This is a genomic window from Collimonas fungivorans, assembly GCF_028292705.1.
Taxonomy (GTDB): Bacteria; Pseudomonadota; Gammaproteobacteria; order Burkholderiales; family Burkholderiaceae_D; genus Collimonas; species Collimonas fungivorans_B.
Genome location: NZ_JAQGLV010000301.1, coordinates 1 through 17,073, shown reverse-complemented (window position 1 = coordinate 17,073; position 17,073 = coordinate 1). Strand labels below are relative to the sequence as shown.

Genomic DNA, 17,073 nt, shown 5'->3' with positions numbered 1-17,073 from the left:
GAATCATACCGGCGGCGACGGTCTGATGGGTAACTTCGTCAATCAGGATGAAGGCGCCGGTGGCGCGGATCGCATCGTAGGAATCGGCAGCGATGGCTTGCTGCAGGTTGAGCGATACGCGGGCGATATCGTTCAGCTTGAGCGACTCGGCCGGGCGCCGTTCCTGGGTATTGATGTCGAGCAGCGTATCGACCTTGGTGATGCGCGCCGCGACTTGTTTGGTGCTGTGCTTCAGCCAGTATTTGCGGCGCAGGTCGAGTGTGTCTTCCGACAGCCAGCAAAGGTCAGCGCTGACGGTTTTCAGCAAGGCCGGCGCGCGCTCTACCGAAGTCAGCATGTCGCCGCGCGAGATATCCAGGTATTCGTCCAGCAGCAGGGTGACGGATTGTCCGACCACGGCCGACGGCAGCGAGCCTTCCAGCACCAGGATGTCTTTTACCGTGGCGCTCTGGCCGCTCGGCTGCACCACCAGCTTGTCGCCCTTGTGCACCTTGCCGGCTTCGATGCGACCCATGTAGCCGCGGAAATCGTTCGCTTCGTGGCCATTATGGCGCGCCACTAGCTGCACCGGAAAACGGAACGGTTCGTCATGCGATTCGTCGTAGACGCTGAGCGATTCCAGCAGCTCGATCAGGGTCGGCCCCTGATTCCACGGCATGTTGTCGCCGGCCGTCACCACATTGTCGCCGGCCAGCGCCGACAGCGGGATCGGGCGGACGTCGCGCAAACCGAGCTGGTCGGCGAATTCCTGGTAGGCGGCTACGATGCGGTCGTACACGGCCTGGTCGTAGTTCACCAGGTCCATCTTGTTGACGGCGACGATCACGTGCTCGATCTGCAGCAGGTGGGCGATGGTCGAATGGCGCTTGGTCTGGGTCAGCAGCTCGACGCTGCCGTCGTCGCCCAGCTTCACCTTGGAGACGTCGATCAGGATGATGACCGCGTCCGCGGTGGACGCGCCGGTGACCATATTGCGTGTGTACTGCTCGTGGCCCGGGGTGTCGGCGATGATGAACTTGCGTTTCGGCGTGGCGAAATAGCGGTAAGCGACGTCGATCGTGATGCCTTGTTCGCGTTCGGCTTCCAGGCCGTCGGTCAGCAGCGACAGGTCGATGGTGTCGCCCACAGTGCGTTTGTGCTTGGCGCGCGAGATGGCGTCCAGCTGGTCGGCGAAAATGCCCTTGCTGTCGAACAGCAGGCGGCCGATCAGCGTACTCTTGCCGTCATCCACCGAGCCGGCGGTAATGAAACGCAGCAAGCCTCGTTCCAGGCCGCGCTGCAGCGGCGCGTTGCCGGTGTCGGCAGGGGTTGTCGCTGCAACAGTGTTTTTTACAACGGCGTTCATCAGAAATATCCTTCTTTTTTGCGTTTTTCCATCGAGGCTTCCGACGTCTGGTCATCCATCCGGGTAGCGCCGCGTTCGGTGATCTGGGTTACCGCGGTTTCAGCGATGATGGCTTCCACGGTAGCCGCATCGGACGCCACCGGGCAGGTGCAGGAAATATCGCCGACGGTGCGGAAGCGCACTTCGCGCAGTTCCGGTGTTTCGCCTTCCCTGGCCGGCGTCAGGTCGGTCAGCGGCACCAGCAGGCCGTTGCGCGGGATTACCTGGCGCTGATGGGCAAAATAGATAGGCGGCAGTTCCAGTTTTTCGCGCGCGATGTATTGCCAGACGTCGAGCTCGGTCCAGTTCGAAATCGGGAATACCCGCATGTTTTCGCCTGGATGGACACGCGTGTTGTACAGGTCCCAGAGTTCAGGGCGCTGTGCTTTCGGGTTCCATTGGCCGAATTCGTCGCGGAAGGAAAAGATGCGTTCCTTGGCGCGCGCTTTTTCTTCGTCGCGGCGGGCGCCGCCGATGCAGGCGTCGAACTTGTGCTCTGCAATGGTTTCCAGCAGGGTCACGGCTTGCGCGGCGTTGCGCGAATCGGTCTGCGGATTGCGCAGGCGCACGGTGCCGCGCTTGATCGAATCCTCGACCGAGCCGACGATCAGGCGTTCGCCCAGTTCGGCCACGCGCTTGTCGCGGAAGGTGATGACTTCTTCAAAGTTGTGGCCGGTATCGATGTGCACCAGCGGGAAAGGGAATTTGCCCGGACGGAAAGCTTTCTCCGCAATCCGCAGCAGCACAACGGAATCCTTGCCGCCTGAGAACAGCAATGCAGGATTGCTGCACTCGGCCGCCACTTCACGCATGATGTGGATCGCTTCCGATTCCAGCCAGTCGAGATGGCGGTTGGCAGCCTTGTCCAGGAAAAATTTTTCAACAACTGTGTTCATGTCGGTTCTTGTCATGTGAAGAGGCAATGATTCAAGCGTTTTGCTGGGAGGCGGACTTGATGCGGATCAGTTTGCCGTCGACCACATGCAAGCCGCATTCCTTCGAATCCGGGTTTTCCCACCACCAGCGGCCGGCGCGCACGTCTTCGCCCGGCTCGATGGCGCGCGTGCACGGCTCGCAGCCGATGGACGGATAACCTTTGTCGTGCAGCGGGTTGTACGGCACATTGTTGCTGCGGATGTATTGCCAGACATCGTCTTCCGACCAGTCGGCCAGCGGATTGAACTTGGCCATGCCGTGCGCTTCATCCTGTTCCTGCACATGCAGCTCGGCACGAGTCTGCGATTGCGCCCGGCGCTGGCCGGTGATCCACGCCTTGTTGCCGGCCAGGGCGCGGTTCAGCGGCTCGATCTTGCGGATGCGGCAGCATTCCTTGCGCATCTCTATGCTGTCGTAAAACGCGTTCAAGCCATTCTGTTCGACATAGGCGGCGACAGCTTCAGGCTGCGGCCGGTACGGCGTGACGTCGTAGCCGTAGGTTTCCTTGATGCGATCCAGCATGCCCAGCGTTTCCGCGTGCAGGCGGCCGGTTTCCAGCGTGAAGATGGCAATCCGCTGCTGCAGCTGGTTGCGCAGGATCAGGTCGGTCAGCACCATGTCTTCTGCCGCCAGACTGGAGGCGAATACCGCCGGCGTATATTCGGCGGCGATCTTTTCCAGCGTCGCCTGGGTGGCGGCGACCAGTTCTGGCAGGGATAGGGTCGGGCTGCTCATGGTTAATCCTGGCTGACGGCTTGGCGTTGCACGCGGCGGAACAGCGGCGTCTTCTCGTCCCACGAAGTCTGGTATTTTTCCGAGAAATCGGTGAGGCCTTTGAGGGCGTCGTTGATGTCCTTGTCGGCGCGCACTGCAAAGGCGTTGAAACCCACCCGCTGCATATAAAACAGCTGGTCGCGCAGGACATCGCCGACGGCGCGCAATTCGCCGTTGTAGCCAAGCCGGGTGCGCAGGTTGTAGGCGATCGAATAACCGCGGCCGTCGGTGAACTTGGGAAAGTCGACCGCGACCAGGGAAAAATGCGCCAGGTCGTCTTTCACCACATCCGCTTGCGCATCGCTGCCCAGCCATACGCCGACTTCCGCGCGTTCCAGCAACTGCGCGCGCTGGGCGCTCCAGACGCTGAACGGCACGATCACCTTGCCGGCCGGGATGCTGACGCTGCCGGCGCTGTCGCCTTCGTTCAGGCGCAGCACGCTCCAGTCGTCGGCCACGACCTCTCTGTTCTTGATGATATTAGTAGACACAGGCATCCTCTCCATGGGTGTAGCCGGTCGGGATCGGGCTGGCGTAGACAAATTCCTTGAAGGGCGCAATGCCCAGGCGCTGCACGGTATCGATGAACAGTTCTTCCTCGGTGCGCTGCTGCACATACACGTTCAGCAGGCGCTCGATCACTACCGGCATTTGCTGCGCCGAGAACGACGGCCCGATGATCTTGCCGATGCTGGTGTTGTTGCCTTGCGCGCCGCCGATGGAAACCTGGTACCACTCGGAGCCGTCCTTGTCGACGCCGAGGATGCCGATATTGCCGACGTGATGATGGCCGCAGGCGTTGATGCAGCCCGAGATATTCAGTTCGATGTCGCCGATGTCGTGCTGGAAATCGAGGTTGTCGAATTTTTCAGCGATGGCTTGCGCGATCGGGATCGACTTGGCGTTGGCCAGCGAGCAGAAATCGCCGCCGGGGCAGCAGATGATGTCGGTCAGCAGGCCGATGTTAGGCGTCGCCAGTCCTTGCGCCTTGACCGCTTGCCATACCGTGAACAGTTCGCTGATCTTGACGTCGGCCAGCACCAGGTTCTGTTCGTGCGTCACACGCACTTCGCCGAAGCTGTACTGGTCTGCCAGGTCGGCTACGAAATCGAGCTGGGCGGCGGTGATGTCGCCCGGCGGCACGCCAGTCTTTTTCACCGACAAGATGACCGCGGCATAACCGCTCACCTTGTGCGCCTTGACGTTGCGCTTGAGCCAGTTGGCGAAACCCTTGTTGTCGGTTTTCTGCGCTTCGAAGCCGGCATCGGTGGCCGGCAATGCTTCATACGGCGGCGGCGTGAAGTATTGCGCGATCCGCTGCAACTCTTCAACCGTCAGCGTAGCCGGGCCGTCCTTGATGTCGAGCCACTCGGCTTCCACTTGGCGCGCGAATTCTTCGGCGCTCAGCGCTTTCACCAGGATCTTGATGCGCGCCTTGTACTTGTTGTCGCGGCGGCCGTGCTGGTTGTAGACGCGCAGGATCGCTTCCAGGTAGGTCAGCGCATGCTGCCATGGCAGGAATTCGCGGATCACGCTGCCGATGATAGGGGTACGGCCCATGCCGCCGCCGACCAGGACGCGGAAGCCGACTTCGCCTTCCGCATTCTTGACCACATGCAAGCCGATGTCGTGCACGGCGGTAGCGGCGCGGTCTTGTTCGGCGCCGCTGATGGCGATCTTGAATTTGCGCGGCAGGAAAGCGAACTCGGGATGGAAAGTGCTCCATTCGCGGATCATTTCGGCATACGGGCGCGGATCGATGATTTCATCGGCGGCGACGCCGGCCAGCTCGTCCGAGGTGGTGTTGCGGATGCAGTTGCCGGAAGTCTGGATCGCATGCATTTCGACCGTGGCCAGTTCCGCCAGGATGTCCGGCGACTGCTCCAGGTTGATCCAGTTGAACTGGATGTTCTGGCGCGTGGTCAGGTGGCCGTAGCCGCGGTCGTACTTGCGGGCGATGTGGGCGAACATGCGCACCTGCGGCGAGGACAGCATGCCGTAAGGCACGGCGATGCGCAGCATATAGGCGTGGCGCTGCATGTACAGGCCGTTTTGCAGGCGCAGCGGCAGGAATTCTTCTTCCGTCAGTTCATCCGCCAGGCGGCGTCTCACCTGGTCACGGTATTGGGCGACCCGTTCCTTGACTATCAGGTGATCGTATTGATCGTAGCGATACATCTTCGTCTTCCTTATGGGTTGTAGCCAAATCCGTTATGAACCGGCCACGCCTTTATAAATAGATGCAGGGACTGCGCTGGCGCAATCCTTTAGTAACTTAGTGACTTAGTAAATCAGTTTCACCGCAACGCTGGTCAGCGTCAGCGCCAGCAAGCCGCGCAGGAATTTTTCCGGCACTGCGCGCGCCGCCAGCGAACCGAGCGTGATGCCGGGCACCGAACCGAGCAGCAAGGCGCCCAGCAGGTTCCAGTCAATCGAGCCCAGCCACCAGTGGCCAAGGGCGGCGATTGCGGTCAACGGCACGGCGTAAGCGATGTCGGTGCCCGCGACTTCCGCCGGCGTCAGGCGCGGATACAGCAGCACCAGGATAGTCGCGCCCACGGCGCCGGCGCCGATCGACGACATGGTGACCAGGGCGCCCAGCACCAGTCCTGCAAAAATCGTGGCCGCCGTCAGTTTCCTGCCGTGCAGGTGTTTTTCCGGATGGGCGTTCAGCCAGTGCTGGAGCTTGCCCTTGAACAGCAGGGCGACAACCGTCAGCAATACCGAGACCGCGATCGAGTAGCGTATCACCTGGCCGATTTCGGCGCTGATCCCGCCCAGGTATTTGAGCGCCAGGGCGGTGGCGACGGCGGCCGGCAAGGCGCCCAGCGACAGCAGCCTGACGATATCCCAGCGCACCGTGCCGCGCGAGCGGTGGGCGACGGTGCCGGCGACCTTGGTCACCGACGCAAACGCCAGGTCGGTGCCGACCGCAACGCTTGGATGGATGCCGAACAGCAAGGTGAGTATAGGCGTCATCAGCGAGCCGCCGCCGACGCCAGTCAATCCAACCAGTAATCCGACGGCAAAACCGCTCACTACATAAGAAACAGTCATATCACCTCGTACGAAACACCTAGAATCGTAATAAACTTCACATATATCTCCAACTACAGACTATTTATTTGCTTATATGCGTATTTGATATATGCAAATACGGCAAATACGCTTGATCTGGGGTACGGGAAGCGGGATGCGGTAAGACGCAGTTGTTTTTCGGCAATGTTTCGGGACATGTTTTTTGTCAGGCCTCCCGGCTGTGCCGAACAGATTCTTATATAAAGAAAAACCAAGGAAAATTCATGAATCTTCACCAGTTCCGTTTTGTCCGTGAGGCGGTGCGCCAGAACTACAACCTGACTGAGGCGGCCAAGGCGCTGTATACGTCGCAGCCGGGCGTGTCCAAGGCGATCATCGAGCTGGAGGAAGAGCTGGGCGTTGATATTTTTACACGCCATGGCAAGCGTATCCGCGGACTGACGGAGCCTGGCCGGGCGGTATTGCGGTCGGTCGAGCTGATCATGCAGGAAATCGACGGCCTCAAGCGCATCGGCAACGAATACGCCGCGCATGACAGCGGCAGCTTCACGATCGCCACCACCCATACCCAGGCGCGTTATGCGCTGCCCAAGGTGGTGCAGGCGTTCACCCAGAAATTTCCCAAGGTCCGCTTGTCTTTATTGCAAGGCAATCCGAAGCAGGTGGCCGACATGGTGCGCAATGACCAGGCTGACCTGGCGCTGGCGACCGAGGCTATCGTCAATGCCGACGGCCTGGTGACCTTGCCTTGTTATCAGTGGGAGCACGTGGTGGTGGTGCCGCCGGACCATCCTCTATTGCAATCGAAGGCAATCACGCTGGAAGAGATCGCTGCGTTTCCGCTGATCACCTACGATAGCGCGTTCACCGGCCGTACCAAGATCGACCACGCGTTCTCTTTGCGCAACCTCAAGCCGGATGTGCTGCTGGAAGCGATTGACGCCGATGTCATCAAGACCTATGTCGAACTGGGCATGGGAGTGGGGATCATCGCCGGCATGGCGTTCGATGCCGAGCGCGACACCGGCCTGCGTTCCATTCCGGTCGGCCATCTGTTCGGCACCAATATCTCGCGGGCGGCGGTCAAGCAGGGCGCCTACCTGCGCAGTTACGTGTATACCTTCATTGAGCTGCTGGCGCCGACCATGAACCGCAAGCTCATCGAGCAGGTGATGAATGGCGAGAAGGATATGTACGAGCTGTAACCGGGCCGGCAAAAAAAGAAAAGGGGCAAGCGCGATGCTTGCCCCTTTTTTATTGCAAAGCTTTAACCCTTAATAGCCGGCGTCGCGCATTGCATCTTCAGTCGCATGCTTGGCCATCTCGATGCGGTGCATGGCGTGCTGCTGCAGGCCGAATACGCGCGGATCGTCTTCGCGCTGAGCCACATCGCCGCGCGCGCGTTCCAGCGCTTCTACCGCATCATGCAGGCGTCCACGGCGGTCCGGGCGGGCGTCCGGGCGTTCTTCATGATAGACATCCTTGCCGACGTCCACGCCAAGCTGGGTGATCTCGCGTGTGGCGGCATCGATCTCTGACAGGGCGATCTGCTCGTTGCGGCCCATGACCCAGTTATCGCCGGGACGATAGTCTATCAGCCAGTGCGCTACATGCAAATCTGCCAGCGCGTGCAGATAGGCGCCGTGGTGGCCGGGTTCGTCGGCTTGCGCGGCAAGCGGCAGCAGCGCGGGCGCCATCAGCAGGGACAGGACGAGTTTGTGGATCAGTTTCATAATGGCTCCGTGTTTATTTTTGTATGGCAAAGTATCTGATAGGAAATTCAAATCTGATGCATTTTGGAATTTCCGATCGGCAATTACACCGACGCCTTCGCATTGCTTAAGTCCACTTACTTTTACTTACTACTTAGTAGCGGTCGTAGGGATGGTAGTAATGCGGGCGGTAATAGCCGGGGCCGATTGGCGCCACGATACAGCCGCTCAGCAAGGTGCTGAGGATGGTGCCAAGCACCAGTGAGGCAATGAGCTTTTTCATGATATCCGTCCTGAGTGAAATGAGTTACCAGGACTTCAGGATGCCACCGGCAGACTGATACAGGTGCTTCGAGACGGTGTGAGATGTAACGCTTTGTGAGGTAGTGTTAACGCAGTTATGCAGACCGGGCGGGCTTGCTGCAGGCCCGGTCTGCGCCGCTTGGCTACTCGGTGACCGCGCCTGCTTCGGGTTTGATGTGCAAGGTAATCGGCGGCACTTTGCTTACCAGCCAGAGGGCAATGCCGGTGACTACCACAGCCAGGCCGACGCCCATGTGGATCGAGCCAATCAGCGCCTCGCGCGCCGCTTCCAGCAGCAGCTGGCCCTGGTGGCCGGCGCTCGCCAGCTGCGCCAGCACCGTGGTCTGGGTCTCGTGGCTGATCAGGATCTGCGGGTCGGCAAAACTGCTGAACCAGCTGTCCGCCTTGTCCTGCGCCAGCGCCTGGCGCACGCTGCCTGCGTACATGTGGTTGATCAAGGTGCCGATGATCGCGGTGCCGAGCATGCTGCCGATCATGCGCAGCGATTGCATCAGCGCGGTGGCGATGCCGAGGTGTTCACGGCCGGCTTCCTGCTGGATGAAGATGGTCAGGTTGGGCAAGATGAAACCCAGGCCAAGGCCGCCGATCAGCATGAACGCAGCGATCACGCTGTGCGAAGTCCAGCGGTTCGAGATCACCACGCCGAGACAGGACAGCGCCAGCAAGGTGAAGCCTATGTAGAGCATCACGTTCGGATTCTTGATCTTGGTGATGATGCGGCCGTTGGAAATGCTGCCGACCATGATGCAAGCCACCAGCGGCGTGATCAGCAGGCCGGCTTCCTGCGGCGACAGGCCGAAGCCGCCCTGGTACAGCAGCGGCGCGTAAAACATCAGCGAAAACATGGAGAACCCGCTCAGCACCGACAGCAGGAACAGGATCGACAGCCTGGGGTCGACCAGCAAATCAAACGGCAGGATGGGCTGCGGCGTGTAATGTTCCCATTTCCAGAGCGCTACGAAAGCCACGATACTGACAAGCAGCAGGCCCAGCATGCCTAACGACAAGCCGTGCTTGGGCAGCATCTCGACGAACAATTGCAGGCATCCCAGCGAAGCCGTGATCAGCAAGGCGCCTGGCCAGTCGAGGCGGATCTTGGCGTCAGGATGGGTGTGGCGCAGATGCGGCAGGTATTTGTAGACGAAGAACAGCGACAGCACGCCGACCGGCAGGTTGACATAGAACACCCAGCGCCAGCCCCAGTACTGGGTCAGGAAGCCGCCCAGCGACGGTCCCACCGCAGTGGCGATGCCGAACGCCGTGCTCATCATCACTTGCCAGCGCAGGCGCACGTGGGCGCCGGGAAACAGGTCGGGGATGCAGGCAAACGCGGTGCCCACCAGCATGCCGCCGCCTATGCCTTGCAAGCCGCGCGCAATCACCAGCCACAGCATGCTGTTGGCCATGCCGCACAAGATGGAGGCGGTCGTGAACAGCAGGATGGAGACCAGCACGAAGGGCTTGCGGCCGTAAAAGTCGCCGAGCCGGCCGAAAATCGGCACGGTGATCACCGAGGTCAGCAGGTAAGAGGTCGCCACCCAGGCATACAGCTCAAAACCTTTTAATTCGGCAACGATGGTCGGCAAGGCGGTGCCGACCACGGTCGAGTCCAGCGCCACCAGCATCACCACGAAGGCGATGCCTAGCATGGCAAGCAATGATTCACGGAAGGGCAGTACCTGGTCGCTTGAATGCGCGGAGGCAGAATGGATGGCCATATGATTGTTTATCGGCGGAGTCGCCGGTTGGTGGAACAGGGCATGGAAATCTGTGTGATTGCTGTAAGGCACAGCGGAATAGAGCAAAATACGGATAAATACCTTATTACGAAGACAAGATCATACGCCCCTTGGCCGGTTTCTGCTGCGCGCCGCCAGAGGCAATTTATAATCACGCCGCCGCGCCCCATTTTTCATCTGAAGAATCACACACCGATCCGCAGTAAAGCAAGCGATGAAAAAAACAGAAAACAAGGCGCTCAACGTCGTCGAACAGCGTGGGCAAGCCAGCCTGTCGCCAGGCCAGAAAATCTTCAATGCGCTGCTCAGGAAACTGGAGACCGAACGCCAGCTGCTGGCGGCATGGCAGGAAATGATTCCCTTGCACCAGCAGTACTATGCCAATCAGTACCAGCCGCTGATGCGCAGCTACCACGCGCTGGTGGCGCAGCTGGTGCGCCTGCTGGACGATGCCTATTCGGCGAAAGGCTTGAGCCGGCACGATCAGGAAAAAATCAGCCACATCATCTGTTCCGTCGGCGCCGCCATCATCGGCGACAGCGATGCCGCAGATCTGAAACGGATCTACCAGATGCATGGCGGCGCCGATGTCGATGCGGCGGAAGGGCAGCAGGAGGACTTTGCGGAGTCCGGACAGGAGACAGAGGAGACAGATAGCGACCTCCATGCGTCGGCTGAATACCAACGTGAACATGCGCGCGCTGCAAAACGCAAAAAATCGGCCAAGGCTGCCGCCAAGGAAGCCAAGCAGCAGGAAGAACTGCACAAGGCCAGCCAGTCAGTACGTGAAGTCTATCGCAAGCTGGCCAGCGCCCTGCATCCCGACCGCGAGCTGGACCCGCTGCAACACGCGCGCAAGACTGCGTTGATGCAAAGGGTGAATATCGCCTATGACAAGCAAGATCTGCTCGGCTTGCTGGAACTGCAGCTGGAAATCGAGCAGATCGACCAGAGCCGCATCAATTCCCTGTCGGAACAGCACCTGCAGCACTACAGCAAGGTACTGACCGAACAGTCGGCGGAACTGCGCGACGAAATTGCCGGCATGGAGGCGGAGTTCCGGATGCGCTTCAGCTTGGGCTTGCAAGAGGCCATGTCGCCGCTGCTGGCGATGCGGCATCTGAAAAGTGCGACCAAGGGCATCCAGCAAAACATCCATGTGCTCAAGAATGACTTGCTGGCGTTTGAAGATATCAAAAACATCAAGGCCTGGCTCAAAAGCTATCACATCTAGACCGCCTGTCTTTCCAGAGTGGTGTCCTTCAGCCGAGACGGTAACTTGTGTTTTTATCATGTGTCGGCAGGGCCGGCCTGCCGCGCCCGCGCCGGATTGATCGACATGCGGATGGCCAATTTGGCGGGAATTACGCATGGATAATTTATAATCATGTCTTTGCGCCCAATTCCAATGAATCCGCTGCCCCCCAGTTTTTCCGACCAGACGCTGCGCCAAGTGCGGCGCGCCTGGCGCAAATACGGCATTTTATGGCTGGGCGCGGTGCTGGTAGGCTTGATCGCGGTGCTCTACGCCTGGCTGATGGATGTCGGATTCAGCATGTTCCGCTCGATGCAGCAGTCGCACTTCTGGCTGCCGCTGTTTATCACGCCGGCGATCGGCGCCTTGTGCGTGTGGGCCACGCGCCGTTATTTTCCCGGTTCCGAAGGCAGCGGCATTCCGCAAGTGATCGCGACGCTGGAAGAAGACACCAGCAAGCGCGGCGAATCGCTGCTGTCGCTGAAGATATTGGCAGGCAAGATCGGCATTTCCTTTGTCGGCATCCTGGGCGGTTTCACCATCGGCCGCGAAGGCCCTACGGTGCAGGTCGGCGCCGCCCTGATGTTCAACCTGCGGCGCTTCTATCCGCGCGCCAGCGCGGCATTGGAGCGGCGTTTGATACTGGCGGGGGCGGCGGCCGGTTTGTCGGCGGCCTTTAACACGCCGCTGGCCGGGATCGTGTTTGCGATCGAAGAGCTGACGCGTAGCTTCGAGCATCGCGCCAGCGGGGTGGTGATTACCGTGATCATTTTTGCCGGCGCGGTGGCGCTTGGCTTGAACGGCAACTACACGTATTTCGGCACGATACAGATCGACAGCGCGCTGACCAACATGGTGGCGCTGGCGGTGCTGGTGACCGGCATCCTGACCGGCGTCGCCGGCGGCATGTTCGGCTGGCTGCTGTTGAATACCAAGCGCTGGATCCCGGCCCGGGTCCAGCATTTGCGCAGCACTCGCCCGATCGCTTTCGGCGCGCTGTGCGGCTTGCTGGTGGCGGTGATCGGCGTGATTGCCGGCGGCGCTACCTTCGGCAGCGGTTATGTCGAGGCCAAGGGTGTGCTGGAAGGGCAGCAGCACCTGTCGGTGTTTTATCCCTTCCTGAAAATGGCGTCGATGGTGTCGTCCTACCTGCCCGGCATTCCCGGCGGGATTTTTGCACCGTCGCTGTCGATAGGCGCCGGTTTCGGCAACCTGCTGCACCAGGTGTTCAGCCACACCTCGCTGCCGATGCTGATTGCGCTGGCGATGGTGGGTTACCTGGCGGCGGTCACGCAGTCGCCGATCACCGCGTTCGTGATCGTGATGGAAATGATCAATGGCCATGCGCTGGTGATCTCCCTGATGGCGACGGCTCTGATCGCTAGCCGGGTGTCGCGGCTGTTTGTGCCGCCGCTGTACGATGCGCTGTCAGAGCGCTACCGGGTTGCTGCCGATGCAGCGCTCGTCAATTTGGAAAAAACAGAAGTCAGGCAATTAGAAAATGAGTCGGGAAAATGATTAATACAGATATGGTGGCTTATTACGCCAAACGTGCTTCGACTTACGAAGAGATTTACCAGCGCCCGGAGCGCCAGGATGAGCTGCTGACCTTGCAGGTGCGGGTGCAGGAACTGATGGAAGGCCACGATGTGTTGGAGCTGGCTTGCGGCACCGGGTTCTGGACCGAGCAGATCGCCGCTTCGGCAAAATCGGTCTATGCTACCGATATCAATCTGGAAATGATCGCACTGGCAAACGCCAAGAAACTGCCGGCCGGCAAGGCGACTTTTGCGCTGGCCGACATCAACACCTTCCAGCCTGAACGGCCGTTCACCGCCTGCTTCCTGGGATTCTGGTGGTCGCATGTGGGGCGCCAGGACCAGGTGCGTTTCATCGCGCAGCTGCGCGAGAAGCTGGGCAAGGATATCTTGCTGGTGATGATAGACAACGGCTACGTCGAAGAACAAAGCACGCCGATCGCCCGCACCGATGCCGAAGGCAATACCTACCAGTTCCGCACCCTGCCTAACGGCGAACGCTACGAAGTCATGAAGAACTTCCCGACCGACAGCGGCTTGCGCAAGAAGCTGGCGCCGATCACGCGCGAGCTGCGCATCCTGCGGCTGGAGTACTACTGGCTGCTGAGCTGCCGCATCAAATAAGCTAGCTCTTGACGCTGGCCGCAGGCGCTGGCGGCGTAGAGTCGGGCGGCGTCGCGGCAGTGGCAGCATCTGCCGCGGCCAGCGGGAAATTCGCCCACTCGGTGGCGAAGTGCACCTTCGGCTCGTCATCCACTTTTTTCTTGATGCGCAGGTTGAAGCCGCGCATGACTTCGCTCTGGGTTTGCGGCTTGGTGCGGATGCCGGCCAGCAGCGCCACGCCGTTCAAGTCGAAACCATTGACCCCGTAGATCTCGATAGGCTGCAGCAGCAGCCGCCGCAGGCGCCGGTCTTCCAGCATCTCGGCGCCGGTTTCGCGCATCAGGCGCAGCGCCTGGTCGACGTCCGAATCGTGGGTGATGCTCAGCTTGAGCGAGGCGTAGGTGTATTCGCGCGAATCGTTCTTGATCGCCGTGATCTGCGAAAACGGCACGCTGTGCACCGAACCGTTGCCGTCGCGCAGGCGCACCGTGCGGATGGTCAGGTTTTCCACCGTGCCGGCATGGCCGTTGCCGACGTCGACCCAGTCGCCGACCGACATCGAATCTTCCATCAGGATGAAGACGCCGGTGATCAGGTCTTTCACCAGCGATTGCGAACCGAAACCGAACGCCAGCCCGACCACCCCGGCCGAGGCCAGCAGCGGCGTGACGTTGATGCCGAGGTTGGCCAGCGTAGTGATGACGGTGATGGTCAGGATCAGCAGCATCAGCGCATTGCGCAGCAGCGGCAGGATGGTGCGCATGCGGGTGCTCGGGTTCTTGCGCGCATAACGGCTGTTGCGGGTCGGGGTGATGGATTCCTGGATGAAGGTGTCGAGCAGGATCCAGACCAGCCAGGCCACCACCAGCGTGAGGCCGATCTTGCCCAGCGCCGAGACGATCATCTTGCCGATCAGGGTAGCGTTGGCGAATTCCAGCAGCGAGTGTTCCCAGATCCTGGTCAGCAATTCGAAGAACCCGATCCACAACGCCAGCTGCAGCAGGCTGAAGCCGACGTTGCTGAGGCGCAGGATATAAGGAGATTGCCGCCTTGTCGCCACGGTAGTGGTCTTGCGCGCGCGCACGCGCTGCAGCAGCGCGCCGATGAAAAACATGGCGATCAGCAATGCCGCGCTGGCCAGCGCAGGAGTGGGCGCTGAATTGTTGCTCGACAAATCGAGGATGGTGGCGACGCTGACGGTGATGCTCAGCAACAGTATCGGGATGTACCAGAAGGCAGCGATCACTTCCAGCGTTTCCATGCGCGCCGGATGGCCGCGCCGCACCGCCAGCGGCCGGTTGCGGATGATGTGCGCCACCGGGCGCCGGAACAGCAGGGCGAACACGCCGCCCAGTATCGCCGCCACCAGGCTGGCCAGGGTCGCCGCCACGCCGGCCAGGTGGACGCCGATGATCTGGTTCACATTAGGATTGTCCAGGGCGTCGCCGAGCCAGCCGGCGCAGCCGATCACATACAGCAGGCTGAAGCCGCGCTGGTACAGGATATGCACCGCGACCATGCGGTGGCCGCCGTGCGACAGCGAAAAAATGATGGCGCAGACGGCCTGGAACAGGCGTGCGCCGACCAGGGTGTACAGCAGCACGGTGGCCAGGGTCCGTCCCAGCGATTGTCCGTGCGCGCTATCGAGGCTGATGGTTACCGAGATTTCCACCACCAGCGCCAGCAGTATCGGCGCGATGTGGCGCCATATATACAGCAGCAATTCCTTCATGCTGGGATCGGACGACAGCTGGGTCTGGACCTTGAAGCGCCGCTGCAGCCACTTGCCGAGATAGTACAGGGCGATGGCGACCGCGCCGAACAAGGCCAGCATTTCGAGGAAGCCTGCCAGCACCTGCCATCCGGTTTCCGATTTCTGCCGCTGCAGGATGGTCGACAGGTCTCCCCAGGCCAGGGAAAACTGCTGGTTCCAGAATTTTTCCGGCGTCACCACCTGCTGCAGGTGTGCCTGGAAAGCATCGAGGCTATTGGAAATCAGGCCGATGAAGCCTTTTTGTTCCGGCGAAGCCTTGCTGTTTTGCTGCTCCGCCTGGATCAGCGTGGCTACCAGGCTGCCGGTGCCGGGATTGCTTTGCAGGACCTTGGACAGCGAGTCCAGCGGAGATGAGGCAGCCGGCGTCGGCGACGCCGGCGCGCTGGTGCTGCTGGCCGCGGCTGCGGCGGAATGGGCCGGAGCGCTGTTTGCCAGCAGCAAGCAAAGCAGCAGCAGGCCCATTAACAGGTCCATTCGCAGGCGTGCTACGGGCTGAAAGGAGCTGGTCTTCATGTCGGCTTGGCAAAAGTCATAAAGTGATGATCTTACCGCACCGGGGCTGCCTGCTTCACTACAGAAAGCTGGATCGACACATGTCAAAAAAACATCCTGGCTTTCGTGGACCTGCGCCCAGGGCTTATGCCGCCGGCAAATCGTCTTCGATGTAGGCGCGGACAATGCCATCGAAATCGGCGTCGGCGACAAAACCCAGCCCGCTTGCGCGGGTGGTGTCCCAGGCCCCGGGCCAGCTGGAAATGATCCGGTCTATGGCCGGATCATGGACCCATTCGACCCGTGCCGCGACCGGTTTGCCGGCGACCCGTTCCAGCGCCGCGACCATTTCCGCGACCGTGACCGAAATGCCGGGCAGATTGACAGTGCGGCTCTGCCCCAGCGCATCGGCGGACAGCGAGTAGCCATGGATCAGCGCCGCGATGACCTTGCGCGGCGACAGCAGCCACAAACGTACGTCGGGCGCCACCGGACAGATGGCAGGCTGGCCGTTGAGCGGCTCGCGGATGATGCCGCTGGCGAACGACGAAGCGGCCTGGTTGGGTTTGCCGGGACGTACGCTGATGGTCGGCAGGCGCAACACGCGTCCGTCGACGAATCCTTTGCGGCTGTAATCGTTGAGCAGCAGCTCGGCGATCGCCTTTTGCGTACCGTAGGAAGACTGCGGATTGAGTGCGGTATGGTCTTGCACCACGGCCGGCAGCGCGCCGCCGAACACGGCGACCGAACTGGTGAAGATCACGCGCGGAACGTTGCCGCAGGCGCGGCAGCGTTCCAGTAGCAGGCGCGATGCATCCAGGTTGATGCGCATGCCCAGGTCGAAATCGGCTTCTGCCTGGCCGCTGACAATCGCTGCCAGGTGAAACACCGCCGCCGTCTGCGGCGTGACCACACGTTCCAGCAAAGCCGCGTCGGTGATGTCGCCGGTGACCTGTTCGATCCGCGCATCGTCGAAACCGCTGGCGGCGGCCACGTCAACCAGGATGATCTTGCTGATGGCTTGCAGCTGGCCGCTGCGATCCGGCAGGCTGCCTTGCTTGAGCAGGCTGCGCGCAAGGCGCTGGCCGAGGAAACCGGCGCCGCCGGTGATGACTACTTGCATGACAATTCCTTATTTGAAGTTGTTCGAAGCTTGCTCGAAGTTGCTTACAGCCATGGCTTGAGCCAGCCCAGGCCGGCGGAGGTGGCGGCGCGCGGCCGGTATTCGCAACCGACCCAGCCCTGGTAGCCGAGGGCGTCGATCAGTTCGAACAGGTAGGGATAATTGATCTCGCCGATATCGGGTTCATGCCGCTCCGGCACGCCGGCAATCTGGATATGGCCGATGCCGGCCTGCGGCCGCACCATGTCGCGCTTGAGCTTGACTGCCAGGTCGCCTTCGACGATCTGGCAGTGGTAGAGGTCGAACTGCACTTGCAGGTTGGAGGCGCCGACCTCGGCGCAGATCGCCTGCGCATCGTCCTGGCGGTTCAGGAAGAAGCC

16 protein-coding genes are annotated in these 17,073 nt (G+C 60.8%); 4 read left to right on the top strand and 12 right to left on the bottom strand.

All coding sequences use genetic code 11. The annotated features are described in order from the left end of the window. The 6 genes from JWQ61_RS17015 to JWQ61_RS16990 form a co-directional block, all read right to left on the bottom strand. The coding region (locus tag JWQ61_RS17015; RefSeq protein ID WP_304361564.1) for a sulfate adenylyltransferase subunit 1 at positions 1 to 1,345 on the bottom strand (1,345 nt) is incomplete at its 3' end. Beyond that, positions 1,345 to 2,280: a sulfate adenylyltransferase subunit CysD gene (gene cysD, locus JWQ61_RS17010; RefSeq protein ID WP_120234640.1), complete on the bottom strand. Its 936-nt coding sequence runs from the start codon at positions 2,278 to 2,280 to the stop codon at positions 1,345 to 1,347. The genes JWQ61_RS17015 and cysD, both read right to left, overlap by 1 nt. 31 nt (positions 2,281 to 2,311) lie before the next feature. Next, positions 2,312 to 3,055 carry a phosphoadenylyl-sulfate reductase gene (locus JWQ61_RS17005; RefSeq protein ID WP_304361563.1) on the bottom strand — a complete coding sequence of 248 codons (744 nt, stop codon included), beginning with the start codon at positions 3,053 to 3,055 and terminating at the stop codon, positions 2,312 to 2,314. Positions 3,056 to 3,057: 2 nt separating this feature from the next. Further along, positions 3,058 to 3,591, bottom strand: a complete 534-nt coding sequence (locus JWQ61_RS17000; RefSeq protein WP_304361562.1) for a DUF934 domain-containing protein — start codon at positions 3,589 to 3,591, stop codon at positions 3,058 to 3,060. Next, the gene (locus tag JWQ61_RS16995) at positions 3,575 to 5,272 is read right to left on the bottom strand and encodes a nitrite/sulfite reductase (protein ID WP_304361561.1); all 1,698 of its coding nucleotides are present in this window, start codon (positions 5,270 to 5,272) and stop codon (positions 3,575 to 3,577) included. The genes JWQ61_RS17000 and JWQ61_RS16995 overlap by 17 nt, the downstream gene beginning before the upstream one ends. Before the next feature lie 105 nt (positions 5,273 to 5,377). After that, positions 5,378 to 6,151, bottom strand: a complete 774-nt coding sequence (locus JWQ61_RS16990) for a sulfite exporter TauE/SafE family protein (RefSeq protein WP_120234644.1) — start codon at positions 6,149 to 6,151, stop codon at positions 5,378 to 5,380. Positions 6,152 to 6,396: 245 nt separating this feature from the next. Here JWQ61_RS16990 and JWQ61_RS16985 point away from each other — a divergent pair, with 245 nt between their 5' ends. After that, on the top strand, positions 6,397 to 7,338 hold the full coding sequence (locus JWQ61_RS16985; protein ID WP_014007481.1) for a CysB family HTH-type transcriptional regulator: 942 nt from the start codon (positions 6,397 to 6,399) through the stop codon (positions 7,336 to 7,338). Positions 7,339 to 7,407: 69 nt separating this feature from the next. Here the strand turns inward: JWQ61_RS16985 and JWQ61_RS16980 are convergent, their stop codons facing one another. The 3 genes from JWQ61_RS16980 to JWQ61_RS16970 all read right to left on the bottom strand — a co-directional run bounded on the left by JWQ61_RS16980 (position 7,408) and on the right by JWQ61_RS16970 (position 9,887). Next, entirely contained in the window at positions 7,408 to 7,866 is a 459-nt protein-coding gene (locus JWQ61_RS16980) for a hypothetical protein (RefSeq protein ID WP_304361560.1), read from the bottom strand. 133 nt (positions 7,867 to 7,999) lie between these two features. Beyond that, a complete protein-coding gene (locus JWQ61_RS16975; RefSeq protein ID WP_041742347.1) occupies positions 8,000 to 8,128 on the bottom strand; it encodes a hypothetical protein in 129 nt (42 codons plus the stop codon). Positions 8,129 to 8,291: 163 nt separating this feature from the next. After that, positions 8,292 to 9,887, bottom strand: a complete 1,596-nt coding sequence (locus JWQ61_RS16970) for an MDR family MFS transporter (RefSeq protein WP_304361559.1) — start codon at positions 9,885 to 9,887, stop codon at positions 8,292 to 8,294. Positions 9,888 to 10,122: 235 nt separating this feature from the next. Between JWQ61_RS16970 and JWQ61_RS16965 the strand changes: the two genes are divergently transcribed. The 3 genes from JWQ61_RS16965 to JWQ61_RS16955 all read left to right on the top strand — a co-directional run bounded on the left by JWQ61_RS16965 (position 10,123) and on the right by JWQ61_RS16955 (position 13,325). Further along, entirely contained in the window at positions 10,123 to 11,142 is a 1,020-nt protein-coding gene (locus JWQ61_RS16965; RefSeq protein ID WP_304361558.1) for a molecular chaperone DnaJ, read from the top strand. Between the two features lie 174 nt (positions 11,143 to 11,316). After that, entirely contained in the window at positions 11,317 to 12,681 is a 1,365-nt protein-coding gene (locus JWQ61_RS16960; RefSeq protein WP_304361557.1) for a chloride channel protein, read from the top strand. Beyond that, complete coding sequence (locus JWQ61_RS16955; protein WP_304361556.1) at positions 12,678 to 13,325, top strand: trans-aconitate 2-methyltransferase; 648 nt, start codon at positions 12,678 to 12,680, stop codon at positions 13,323 to 13,325. The genes JWQ61_RS16960 and JWQ61_RS16955 overlap by 4 nt, the downstream gene beginning before the upstream one ends. 1 nt (position 13,326) lies before the next feature. On the opposite strand, the gene JWQ61_RS16950 is transcribed toward JWQ61_RS16955, so the two are convergent. The 3 genes from JWQ61_RS16950 to JWQ61_RS16940 form a co-directional block, all read right to left on the bottom strand. After that, a complete protein-coding gene (locus tag JWQ61_RS16950; RefSeq protein ID WP_304361555.1) occupies positions 13,327 to 15,552 on the bottom strand; it encodes a mechanosensitive ion channel family protein in 2,226 nt (741 codons plus the stop codon). A gap of 163 nt (positions 15,553 to 15,715) precedes the next feature. Next, positions 15,716 to 16,693, bottom strand: a complete 978-nt coding sequence (gene denD, locus JWQ61_RS16945; protein WP_304361554.1) for a D-erythronate dehydrogenase — start codon at positions 16,691 to 16,693, stop codon at positions 15,716 to 15,718. 44 nt (positions 16,694 to 16,737) lie between these two features. Next, a partial coding sequence (locus JWQ61_RS16940; RefSeq protein WP_304361553.1) for a TIM barrel protein occupies positions 16,738 to 17,073 on the bottom strand: 336 nt, incomplete at its 5' end.